This window comes from Crocosphaera sp. Alani8 (genome assembly GCF_038442745.1).
Lineage (GTDB): Bacteria > Cyanobacteriota > Cyanobacteriia > Cyanobacteriales > Microcystaceae > Crocosphaera.
In genome coordinates this window covers 1-11568 of the sequence record NZ_JARVCN010000076.1, presented here as the reverse complement: position 1 = coordinate 11568, position 11568 = coordinate 1, and the positions used below count along the sequence as shown (strand labels likewise).

Below are 11568 nucleotides of genomic sequence, written 5' to 3'. Positions count from 1 at the left end.
ACTGGTTTGCTCATTGCTGTTACTGTACCTCATAACTGTGGGAAATGCTATAATAATCAGCGATCAATTCTGATTAATGGACAATTGGGCTTAAACAATGGAAAATTAAAGCTGAGTTATTTATCAAATTTTATGACAGAGTATTAGAATGTTGTATAAACGAAATACATTGTTATTCAACTGGTTTTAAAAAAGTTGAAAATGGCTTACTATCCAGTATAGAACTTTTTGTAAAAATAGACTTATGTGCGTAGAAAATAGAGGGAAAGAAATAGGGTGAAATTAAGGAGGGTATCGAGATAACCGTAGTATTTTATGTCAAAAACTCTCTGATTAATCTCACAGTAATCTCCCAAAAATATCTTCAAACTCTCTGAAGTTAGTTCGGAGTTAAAATGATAAGAAAAATCTATAATTTGAGAAGATTTTTTCTGAGAGTCATTCCCTACGCTCTCCTAAGAGTCTCCTTAAAATCTCTAAAGAATCTCTCAAAACTCTTTTGATTGATAACTCTCGTAAAACTCTCGTATAATTCTCCTGCTGAAAAATTAAAAGTAGCTCAAGTTAGGCTCAAAAGATAGAGGAAGTTTTCCAAAAGAAGAAGAGAAGAAGATGTCTAAAATAAATTGAGAAAAAGGGTTGACGATTAAAAAAAGAGTTGCTAGGATAAAATCCATCTGATGTTTGAATGGACAACAATTAAAACGAGTCAGGCATTCCAGTAATAATATTATCGATTACGAATCCCAACCTGACCGAGAGAATGGAGTTCTATCTCACAGCAGAGCAACCCAAGGTAGCTAGACAAAAATACTCGTCTGAGTCCCTTTTTGGGGAGAGTAAAAAGTCGGCAAAAATCTAAAAAAGGAACTTTGTTTTATATCCTGGCTGGCAACCAAGAACAACTGAAATAAATAGACAATCAACTGTCAAAATGAAAACCGTCACCTAATGGCGATAGGTAGTCGGTTAAAAATCGAAGAGTTATTTTGGCGAGTGACTCTTTGAAAAAAGTCAAGAACTAAGCAGTCTTAGAATACCTGTGGTCAAAAGACTACAAGAATTTCAGAACAGCTAAAGACGAATGCTGCTAGAAATTTGATAGGTAATTCGGCACAAGCAAGAAACTAACTTGGCTATCAATGACAGCAAAGAATGTATTGTCTTTATTTCAAGGTTGTATGGTATGCCGGTCAGGAAATTTTTCGTTGATTATTTACAGAGAAAAGGAGGAGTGAGGTGTCAAGCTTAACGTTGGTATTCGACCCATCATCGAGCTTAAGCAAAGGGTTATATAGCTTGTCCGATGGACAAATGCAGGTAATGACCATGGAGCCAGACCTGGTAAAAGTGTCCAAGTCCTCTCTAGAGCAGTTAGAACAAGGAAGTGTCGGCATAAGTTTCCCAGAAAACGAAGCAATAGTGGGATACGGAAATGGATATTATGCTGTGGGTTTTGTGGCTAGAAGTCAATTCTATAGTTACGACCATCTCAAACAACTTAAATACGAGAAAGCAGTACCAAAAGTATTAGGGATGGTGGGGGCAATAGCACAAAGGAAACGCTTAAGGTCAAAGTTTGGCTTAAAGTTAGGAATCTTGTTGCCTTATTGCGAATATCAAGATCGTCTCAAATTAAAGACAGTGTTAAAAGAGGCGTTGTCTCAATTCAGCTTTCGGCATCAATCCTATCAAGTCGAGCTTGAGTTCTTTGAATGTTTACCAGAAGGGTCTGGAGTATTGCTAAGAGGGGGAAATCGGCAGAATCATAGTGCCTCAAAAAGTCTCTTGGTGGTAATGATAGGATATCGCAATGTTTCCTATCTATTAATGGAAAGAGGGAAACTGACAAGAGGGGAAACGGAGGATTTAGGGTTTGTTTGGTTGATTAATAAAGTGAAAGAAGCCACCTCTGGATTGAAAGCGACTGAGTTGATTGTGCCAATTATTCAAGGGGGACGAAACGTCAACAAAACTCCCTTCAAATCATTACTAAAAAGTCAGTCAGACTCCCTAAGAAAAGAAGAATTAACCGAAATTGTTAAGGCAGTTCAAATGGCTCGTGAACAGTATAAAGAGATTCTGCTTAATTGGTTAGTTAGTCGTCAATTCCCTTCAGTCGATGAGGTTATCTTATCAGGAGGAACCGCTAATTACTATCGAAAAGAATTAGAAAACTTCTTTTCTGAACAATCATATCATTGGGCAGATTCCTTAGAAAATAAGGTCAAAAAACTGGTAGAACCTCATCAATATGATAACCAGTTCCGTTATCGGTTAACGGATATCTACGGTTATTATTTTTACCTACAGTATTTGTTAAGAAAACATCAATCACTTTCGGGGGGGAAACTAACAAAATGCGAAGCGTAAAAGAGGAAAAACGATTTAGTTATGTGTTTAAGCATAGGGTTAACGAAGCCAATCTTGAATGGGGATTGATTAAATACTATCAATCTATCACCCCCGAAACCCTCAGAGAAATGTTATTAGAAGCTAGTACAACTTTTTGGATAGCTCATGTTACTTATCAACGGACTCTTGAGTTGTGGGAAGCTTATGGTCAAGCTACTGATGCTATCTATAAGCTCTTGATGCAAATTGAATATCTGGTGACTCATTTTAACCTTGACCCAATATCAGAAAGGACAACCTCATTACTATTACCAGAGATGGCTGTAGAACCAACTGAGTTGGTCTTTAGATACCAGGGAAAAACTGGCACACGGTACGGTGAATTGATCCAATTTTGTCAAAGTAATCAAACTCTGTTCAGCAATTATCGAAAAGTGCTTTATCCTAGTGTGGCTTTTTGGGGGGCAATAGCTTGGCAAGAACTAGGTTTATTATCTTCTTCTCAAGAAAAGGAAATGGGGTCTTATTGTGTCTATCTGTTGCATCAGCATATACATTTCCTGGAGAACCGCTTTTGTTTCCCTCTAAAGGGTTTCTTCTGTGATGACCCCCAGAAAAACCAAGTGAAAACCTTTGTTAGTAATCAGCCTAAAGCTTCGCCGGCTCATGTTACCTCAGAGCCTGAACTAACGATGGACAATGAGCAACCATGTAACTCTCAAGAAGAGGATGATGACTGGCTCAATGAAGAAGGACCCTTTGATGGTTTTGCCCAAAGTTTATCCCAAGAGTTTAACGATTTGAATTAAAAATTACAACAATATTTGTTCATAGGAGGAACAAAAGATTATGACATCCCAGAGTATGAATAACAGCAAAGAAGCTCTTATCGAAGAGTGGGGCATTGAACCGGAAACTTTAGATGAGTATATCGAAGCAGTTCAACTAAATCCCAATCAACCTGAATATTCCCCCGAACAAATCAATTTACTGTATAAATATCATTCTTTGAGTTCAGACGAAAAGGATAGTCAAAATTTACTTGATTGTTATCAACAGAGTTTGGACGAGGGGCAATCCGTTTCCGAAGCCTTGGATGAGGTCATCAGTTTAATGAATAATGACTCATCTTTTGCCCCATTCGTAGAAGACGAAAATCTCCCCTCGTCCAATGCTCAATCAACATCAACGCAACGAGTAAATGAACCAGTCTCTTTATTAGCTCTCTTAGGATTAGCCGAACAACTCACCAATAAACCCATGACCATTACACGGGGATTAGAATTCTTGAAAGTTTGTGGTTTAAGCGAACAACCTCAATATAACCCAGACATGGCTAATCGCTTTCTCGATGCGGTAGATAGGGTCACGAATCAAGGAGAAAGTTTCGCAGCGATCGCCTCGGACTACGGAGTAAGCCAAGGAGCATCTGGGATGGAATGGATGCAAACTAGAACTCAGGTGGATGCACAAAAAATTCAGGGATTAATGCAAGACGAAGGCACTCAGACAGCCGTGGAGTTGACTACGGTTTATCGGCAAATGCTTCTGAGTAAGGTTAAAGAAAATTTTCTTAACGGAGAAGTTAACCAAGCATACACACAAGGTCAGCAGCAACTTGCAGCAGAGAACGATCGTTGGGATGAAGTGCGAGAACAGTTGCGAAAAGACCGTGAAGCAATGGGCTTAGGGGGTAGGTCTTATGTCATTGACGTAACTCCTACCGAATCACTCTCGTCTTCTCCTCAAGCTCAATTACCCCAAGGTGAACAGGAGGGATGATGTCTGACTCACCTCAACCCCAAACCTTAACCTTGTCTATGGTCATCCAAAAAGCTGAAGAAACCTTAAACCAAGCCATTCCTATTGGCACTGTCACCCAAATATTAACCGTGTTTGGCTTGGAAAATAAGCAAGGCTTCACCCCTGCTGAATGTGAACTATTTAACACTGGTTGCATTCTGGTTCTTAAAGAGGGATTGTCCCCTGAAAAAGTGCCGTCCATATTATCTGCATCTGGGTTAAAACGAGTTCTGGAGATCGATACTACAAAAAAGTCCCAACAGATCAGCCAACAGATGGGGATGGAAATGGCCATACTTCAACAACAGATAAGCCGACAACTACCCTATCTAATGCAGAGGACTCTAGAGCATTGGATCAACAGTGGACTGGTCTGTCTCATCGCCAACGAAGCCAGAAGCCAAATCTTAGCAGCCGAAAGGACAAAAAAACCCTTGGACAAAGACTTCTCGGATTGGTGCGCTTCAATGCCCACTCGACTCCCTCAACTCAAAAAACAACTCCAGCAACAACGGCATCAAAACCGGCAACAGTAAAAGTTCGACCAATGAAAGATTCACCCATGCAAAGTTGGGTTGATACTTACCTTGGGCATGAACTATATAAGGCGGTTTCCCAAAATGCCAATTTTCTCGAAGTGGGACGACAGCAATTTGCCCTTGAAAAACAACGAGACGAACATCGATTACGAGTACATCGGCAATGGTCTACTTTTCTCAATATCTATTTTGTCGCCGGTGCGATCTCTGTTGGGTCTTTGGCCATAGGGATAACCCTAGGGATTAATCTACCTGAAGGCATTGTCTGTCGTTCTGAACATACCCTTTGCTATCATCTGCGATTACGCCAGCAAAAAACAATTTTGTAACTAATTTTCTAGGAGCCAAAAATGGAAAAACAAATCTTTAATCAGGAAAATGCTACAGTCCGCTCTAACCCTAATTGGATGAATTACGATACTGATAGAGATGGATTGACTAATAGAGAAGAAAGGGTCATCGGAACAGATCCTTATGCTGAAGATAGCGACGGGGACAGAAAATTAGATGGACAAGAGGTTATTCATGGGGGTCAACCAGGACAACCAAAAACACAACTTGAGTGCATCCGAGAAGAATATTACCAGATAGCACAAGGAATGGTTGGGGATAGTTGCAAGAATTGGCAAGATGTTTACAACGGAGTTAAAGGAGATAAGCCTATTGGTCGCAACTTAGACTGGATGGTGTTTACTCTTGGACTCCAACAAGGAAAATCTATCGAACACTCCGCAGAGTTATTATCTCAGAGTCCCTTCCTACAGTGGCATTATCAACACGGTAATATGAACCCCCAACAGATGGTTGATTATACCAATGATTTGATTGATGAATATTGTTTTGCCCAACAACGACAACAAAGACAACAATTAGATTTAGAGCAATAACAAACATTTTACTAACCTCATTTCTGATCTTAGATGGGGTTAGTATTTTCTCTCGATTATCTCAATCGTTGATACTTTACAAAGTTTTATTGGTAACCTCTTAAGCGTTGGTAAATGAGTCCAGGTGATTTCAGCATTTCACAGATTTCAAGATAGTACCAATTCATACGAATTGTCTCAAGCACTGTGTCACTTGCCCACCGATGATTTAGAGTATCAAAGCTATCGACGGGATCCCCCCATTCAGGATAAACTCCCTGACCAACGTGAATAATTGGGTCTTGATTCAGTTGTTGGAACCCACAACTGTCAATCATGAAAATTCGATGATCTTCTAACTGAATTACGTCACAGACATCAGTAGAACGACTATTTTTCTGCCACTCAACCTTCTCAGATTTAGGATAGTCATTTTGAGTTGTTCTCCAAACTTTACTAAGATAGCTATCAAGATTATTATTGATTTCTTGCTCACTATCTTTTATATCGAGAATCGCTGTTAATTCAACGGAATCAGCTTTAACCGATGATGGTAATTGTTGGTTTAAAAAATGATTTAAACGAGTAACAGCCCAATTTTTCTGTTGTAGCACCAAAAAAAGCATTACTTTCACTCCTCATATAGCGGCGTAATTTACTATGTAGTCAATCATTTTTGAAGTGTTTTATTATTAACTACACTTACATTTTAATGGTAATTAAAGTAGAAATCAACCTATTATTAATTCGTAGATTTGATCAATGATAGTTGATTAATAAACAAAGCTGTATCAATAGACAGAAATAATTTTAAATCTTGGTGATTAAATGACTTTTAATTGATGGTATTTATGATGAATTATTGGGAAGCTTTTTTGAGGTATAATAGTTAAGCAGGAGTCATTATAGCAGTTCCCATACTTGTGAGGTACAGAAGTTATCTCTTTGAGGCAGAAGGCAGGGGGCAGGAGGCAGAAGTTAGGTGTACCTCATGAGTCCGAGAAACGCTATATATTTCTTGTAAATGAGCTAATAGTTACTACGTTTTGATCCTAAAATGGCTGCCACTACCAATCCCACTAGAACGAATTATTCTGATGGCAAAGACGAAACCTTGACTGGCGTTGTCGAACGTATCACATATCACGCGCCTGATTCTGGTTACACTGTGGCTAAAATGCAAGTGAAGGGATGGAGGGAGTTGATAGCCATCATTGGTAACTTCCCAAACATTCAAGCCGGCATGACATTATCAGTTAAGGGTTATTGGTACGATCATCCCAAACATGGCCAACAATTCCAGGTTAAAAACTATACTGAATCTAAGCCGGCAACTATTACAGGCATTGAAAAATATCTCGGAAGTGGACTAATTAAGGGTGTGGGTCCCGTAACAGCACGTCGAATAGTCGCCCATTTTCAATTAGAGACACTTGATATTATTGAAAATCAAATTGAGCGTTTGGTAGAAGTTCCTGGCATCGGCAAGAAACGGGTCAAGATGATCCAAGATACTTGGGCCCAACAAAAAGCTATCAAAGATGTGATGATTTTCTTGCAAGGTCATGGGGTATCGACCACCTACGCCGTTAAGATATTTAAGCAGTATGGAAATAACGCCATTGCCATTGTGAGCGAGAATCCCTACCAGTTGGCTATAGATATTTTTGGCATAGGGTTCCACACAGCCAATCAAATAGCCATACAGGTTGGCATATCACCCTGGTCAAAGTACCGCTACAAATCAGGGTTACTGCACATACTCTCAAGTGCAGCCGAAGATGGTCATTGTTTTTTACCCTTGCCTGAATTGGTAAACGAGTCGGTTGAGTTACTAAGTTTTGATGAGTTTGATGCAGACAAGGATGCTGTCAAACAAATCATTACCGAAATGGTAGAAACCGAAGAACTCAAAGTAGAAGTAGCAGAGGGAGAAATGTGGTTGTGCTACAAACCTACTTTTTACTATACAGAGGCTAATCTAGCTAAACTATTACTAAAGCACATAGAAAAACCTGTAACCGTTGATTTACCCCGTGTCAAGAATTGGATAGAACGGTACACCCAAAGTAAAGGGATTAAACTATCATCCCAACAAACAGAAGCAGTAATCAAGGCAGCTTCTGAGCGGGTGATGCTTCTTTCAGGGGGTCCGGGTTGTGGGAAAACTTTCACGCAAAAAACTATGGTTTCTCTCTGGCAGGCCATGGGGAAAAAAATTGGCTTGGCTGCTCCCACTGGTAGGGCTGCTCAACGCTTGGGTGAAATGGCAGGACTTGAAGCGAAAACCATCCATAGGTTACTGGATTTCGACCCAAAAAGAATGGGTTTTAAACGGAACTCTGATAACCCATTACCCTTTGATGCGGTTATTGTCGATGAAGCTTCAATGGTGGATCTGTTTCTGGCACATTCTTTAGTTAAAGCGATCGCCCCTAATTGTCAGCTTTTACTGGTAGGTGATTGTGATCAATTGGAGAGTGTCGGCCCAGGAAAAGTTCTCAATGATTTACTTGAGTCAGGGAAAATCCCAGTTGTTAAACTCACCCAAGTTTTCAGGCAAGCTGCGACCAGTGCCATTATAAAAAATGCTCACCAAATAAACCAGGGACAATATCCTTTCCTAGAACCTATTTCGGCTAATCCTAAGTCTGATTGTTTGTTACATCCTGGGGGAAGTGAGCCTCAAAATAGCGTAGAAGCGATCTCAAAATTACTTACCGATTTTATTCCCAAACAGGGTTTTGACCCTAGGAACGATGTACAGGTTTTGTGTCCTATGACTAGGGGAATGGTTGGAACGAGAAATCTTAATCAGGTGTTGCAGCAGCTTCTTAATCCCCCATCACCTGATAAGTCTGAAGTTACCGCTATGGGTAAAACTATAAGAGTAGGCGATCGCATAATACAACTGAAAAACGATTACAACCGTGATGTGTATAACGGGGACTTGGGAATAGTTAAGTCCATCGATCCCATAGAAAAATCCCTGATTGTAATTGTAGATGATAAGGATGTGGAATATGATTTTGCCGATCTTAATGAAGTGGGGTTAGCTTGGAGTATTTCTATTCATAAGTCCCAAGGCTCAGAATATCCCGTTGTGATTATGCCCATTTCAATGTCCCATTATGTCATGCTGTCTAGGAATCTTATTTATACAGGGTTAACTCGTGCCAAGAAACTGGTCCTTATTGTTGGGGAGAAAAAGGCGATCGGTATTGCTGTTAATCAAGGTCATCGTCGGCAGCGATATACCAGACTGGTGGAGAGGTTATCTGAGAAAGTTTTTTAGACAAAAGTTGATATATGGAACTTAGGAGATAACAATGAACTCTTTACAATTAGTTTCATATATTGATATATGATTCATATATCGATATATGAACTTCATAGGTCTTTAGGAAACTTAACAAATGCAAGTTAGACTAGCCATAATTAGTAATGCTGGAGGAAGCGGAAAATCTACTCTAGCAGTTCATCTAGCTTATGCAGTAGCACAATATAAATACAAAGTAGCTTTAATGGATTTAGATCCTCAAGGAACTCTGACGCTATTTTGTGGATTCCCATCGCCAGAACCGAATGAAACTTTAAGTGCTGTTTTAAAAGAAGATTTTAAAGGAAACTGGCCATTAGTATCTTGTTGGAAAGACAAGACTGATTATGTAAGTGTGTGTCAAGGTGGTATGACTCTAACACAAACAGCCGATGAATTAGTTCTACACAAGCGAGGGGCATATTTATTAGAGGATTGTTTATTGGACTATCCGTTGAACCATGATTTAGTTATTTTTGATTGTCCCGCTACTTTAGGCCCGTTAGTTCTAATCGCTTTAACTGCTTGTACTCATATATTAGTTCCAGTTCAAGTAGAACCTAAATCGATACAGGGATCGGCCAGATTATTGGAATGGTATTATTTTCATTGTCGATATTTGAGACTTCAACCCTATCCAGAGATTTTAGGTTTTGTTCCCAATCAATATGATAAAAAACGTGCTGCTCATCGGCAAATTTTATCGGCTTTACCCCAACAACTAGAAAGCATGAAAATTCCGACTTTTGATGCTGTAAGAGAAAGTACCGAATTTGTTAATGCTAGTGGGATGGGCTTCCCACTTCAGATTTATCGGCCAGCCCATCCTGCTAATAAGGATTTTAGACCTATTGTTTCCAACTTAGTTAACTTAATTAAAAAAGAGAATTAAAATTATGACTCGTCAACAATTTCAAGTAGATAACTGGTTTAGTGGGGCTAAACAATCTCAACAACTTGAGTCAACTCAAGAAGAATTAAGTAAAGCTCAAGGAGAAATTCAGACATTAACTGAAGAAATAAACAAATTAAGAGATAGTAAAACTCATTCAGAAACTGTTGAAAAATCAATTGTTAATTTAAGAACAGAATTAGAGAAACAATCGGGAAAACAATTAGTTCCAATTGATTTAATTAAACCAAATCCTGAACAACCTCGAAAAACAATATTACCTGAAAGTATTGAAGTAATGGCTATTTCTTTAGCAAAAGAAGGACAATTAAGTCCCATTATTTTAATTGAAACCGTAGCGAATGATTATTTGATATTTGATGGAGAAAGAAGATGGCGTGGAGGGAAAAAAAATCAATGGGAACATATTGAGTCCGTTATTATAAAAAAACCTCAAGATTTACATCGTAAGGCTTTATTAACCAGTCTCCATCGAGAAGACTTAAATTCTTTAGATAAAGCCGAGGCAATTCTTTTGGAAATCGTTTCCAAAACCTCTATTCAAGAACAAGACATCCCCCGAATTCTCTCTAGAACTATTCGTAGGTTGAACAAAAAGAAAGAAATATTTAGAATAACAGAACTATTATCATCGGATTACAATGAGTGTGCCATAAGTTTAGCAAAATTAGAGGTTAAAGCTGAGGAAAAAGCAATTTTATTGGTTCTTCTAGATTTACAACTTAATCCAGCCTCCATTGATGCCAATATTTTTCCTATGTTAAGTCTGTCGAAGGATCTTAAACAAGCAATACGAGAAAAAGGTCTTAATGGTAGCCAAGCAATGGCTTTACAAACTTTAAACCCTAAAAATTTGGGTTTATCATCTACTGAATCTAATAAAATTAGAAAAAAAATAACTCAGCAAGTTTTGAAAGATAATCTTTCAGCTAGTCAAACTCGTAGGTTGGTCAAAGAGATCCGAGATGAATATCAGCAAGTTCCTAACTCTAATCGAACTATTAAAACCGTTGTTTCTCAAATTCAAAAATTAACTCCCGAAACTTTAACAACAACAGAGTCTGAAGAACTCAAACAGTTGAAATCATTATTAGAATCAAAACTCGCAGAAATTGAAGAAATTTTACTGCCTTTGTAGTGAAATTCAACTGAAGTTTGATTTGAAAAAGAGTGCCTCTAGCGGTTTGTTTAATAGGAAAGTGACAGAAGATGGCTACAGCAGTTTGCGAGTCATTGAAGTACAACTAAAACTGCTCCTACGGTTTCGCACCTTAACTTCTTGTATTGTATAAAGTCGCAAACTGCTGTATTTCTTGTTGGCAATTTCGGGATGGTTAAAAGTGGCATCGACATAAAAGAATATAAAACAAAATATCTGTGGGAATTTCAATAAAGTTAAAGGGAGTGCCAGTGCGCTCATTAAAAGTTCTCCCACAGTCTCGACTGGCATTTTACTATTTGATTTTACACACTAAGTTCGGTAGAACCGAAAATTCTTGGTCAAAAGTGGCATAAATTCTTGAGTAACTTTTTCAGCAAACCCTAAGTAACTTAAGTCTTTTTTAAAGGACTTTCTCTTAAATATTTTGCTATTCTCAAAGTTAATTACTCCTTATTCTTTGAGAATATTATAGTTTCAATGAAAGAAAAAAAAACTCTCACTCAACTTTTTGCATCTCTCAGTTTAGTTACTTCTATCAACATAATTTCTGGTATTGTACCAGAAATGTTGAATGTCTTTAGAAAACTTTACATATCAAATTAGACTAACCC

Annotated in this window: 10 protein-coding genes; 9 read left to right on the top strand and 1 reads right to left on the bottom strand. The window is 38.3% G+C overall.

Annotation, left to right across the window (positions count from 1 at the left end; translation table 11 throughout):
• The first annotated feature begins 1239 nt into the window (after nt 1–1239).
• Genes P9B04_RS05720 through P9B04_RS05695 form a run of 6 tightly spaced genes read left to right on the top strand, consistent with a single transcriptional unit; the run spans nt 1240 to nt 5584 of the window.
• Nucleotides 1240–2373: a ParM/StbA family protein gene (locus P9B04_RS05720; protein ID WP_342054039.1), complete on the top strand. Its 1134-nt coding sequence runs from the start codon at nt 1240–1242 to the stop codon at nt 2371–2373.
• Nucleotides 2361–3164, top strand: a complete 804-nt coding sequence (locus P9B04_RS05715) for a hypothetical protein (protein WP_342054038.1) — start codon at nt 2361–2363, stop codon at nt 3162–3164. The genes P9B04_RS05720 and P9B04_RS05715 overlap by 13 nt, the downstream gene beginning before the upstream one ends.
• Nucleotides 3165–3204: 40 nt before the next feature.
• Complete coding sequence (locus tag P9B04_RS05710; protein ID WP_342054037.1) at nt 3205–4137, top strand: hypothetical protein; 933 nt, start codon at nt 3205–3207, stop codon at nt 4135–4137.
• Nucleotides 4134–4694 (top strand): hypothetical protein, encoded by a 561-nt coding sequence (locus tag P9B04_RS05705; RefSeq protein WP_342054036.1) that lies wholly within the window; start codon nt 4134–4136, stop codon nt 4692–4694. Before P9B04_RS05710 ends, P9B04_RS05705 begins: the two co-directional genes overlap by 4 nt.
• A gap of 11 nt (nt 4695–4705) precedes the next feature.
• The gene (locus tag P9B04_RS05700; RefSeq protein WP_287717314.1) at nt 4706–5026 is read left to right on the top strand and encodes a hypothetical protein; all 321 of its coding nucleotides are present in this window, start codon (nt 4706–4708) and stop codon (nt 5024–5026) included.
• A 21-nt stretch (nt 5027–5047) separates the two neighbouring features.
• The gene (locus P9B04_RS05695; protein ID WP_287717313.1) at nt 5048–5584 is read left to right on the top strand and encodes a hypothetical protein; all 537 of its coding nucleotides are present in this window, start codon (nt 5048–5050) and stop codon (nt 5582–5584) included.
• A gap of 86 nt (nt 5585–5670) precedes the next feature.
• Here the strand turns inward: P9B04_RS05695 and P9B04_RS05690 are convergent, their stop codons facing one another.
• The gene (locus P9B04_RS05690) at nt 5671–6189 is read right to left on the bottom strand and encodes a hypothetical protein (protein WP_287717312.1); all 519 of its coding nucleotides are present in this window, start codon (nt 6187–6189) and stop codon (nt 5671–5673) included.
• Nucleotides 6190–6620: 431 nt separating this feature from the next.
• Between P9B04_RS05690 and recD2 the strand changes: the two genes are divergently transcribed.
• From recD2 to P9B04_RS05675, 3 genes are all read left to right on the top strand, one after another.
• Nucleotides 6621–8858: an SF1B family DNA helicase RecD2 gene (recD2, locus tag P9B04_RS05685; RefSeq protein ID WP_342054035.1), complete on the top strand. Its 2238-nt coding sequence runs from the start codon at nt 6621–6623 to the stop codon at nt 8856–8858.
• A gap of 121 nt (nt 8859–8979) precedes the next feature.
• Nucleotides 8980–9774, top strand: coding sequence for a ParA family protein (locus P9B04_RS05680; RefSeq protein WP_342054034.1), 795 nt, complete (start codon nt 8980–8982; stop codon nt 9772–9774).
• A gap of 4 nt (nt 9775–9778) precedes the next feature.
• Nucleotides 9779–10933: a ParB/RepB/Spo0J family partition protein gene (locus tag P9B04_RS05675; RefSeq protein WP_342054033.1), complete on the top strand. Its 1155-nt coding sequence runs from the start codon at nt 9779–9781 to the stop codon at nt 10931–10933.
• The last annotated feature ends 635 nt before the right edge of the window (nt 10934–11568 follow it).

Bases quoted from the DNA above. Each gene is read 5' to 3' on its own strand.
- P9B04_RS05715 (WP_342054038.1), top strand. From the start codon at position 2,361: ATGCGAAGCGTAAAAGAGGAAAAACGATTTAGTTATGTGTTTAAGCAT.
- P9B04_RS05710 (WP_342054037.1), top strand. From the start codon at position 3,205: ATGACATCCCAGAGTATGAATAACAGCAAAGAAGCTCTTATCGAAGAG.
- P9B04_RS05705 (WP_342054036.1), top strand. From the start codon at position 4,134: ATGATGTCTGACTCACCTCAACCCCAAACCTTAACCTTGTCTATGGTC.
- P9B04_RS05700 (WP_287717314.1), top strand. From the start codon at position 4,706: ATGAAAGATTCACCCATGCAAAGTTGGGTTGATACTTACCTTGGGCAT.
- P9B04_RS05695 (WP_287717313.1), top strand. From the start codon at position 5,048: ATGGAAAAACAAATCTTTAATCAGGAAAATGCTACAGTCCGCTCTAAC.
- P9B04_RS05690 (WP_287717312.1), bottom strand. From the start codon at position 6,189: ATGCTTTTTTTGGTGCTACAACAGAAAAATTGGGCTGTTACTCGTTTA.
- recD2 (WP_342054035.1), top strand. From the start codon at position 6,621: ATGGCTGCCACTACCAATCCCACTAGAACGAATTATTCTGATGGCAAA.
- P9B04_RS05680 (WP_342054034.1), top strand. From the start codon at position 8,980: ATGCAAGTTAGACTAGCCATAATTAGTAATGCTGGAGGAAGCGGAAAA.
- P9B04_RS05675 (WP_342054033.1), top strand. From the start codon at position 9,779: ATGACTCGTCAACAATTTCAAGTAGATAACTGGTTTAGTGGGGCTAAA.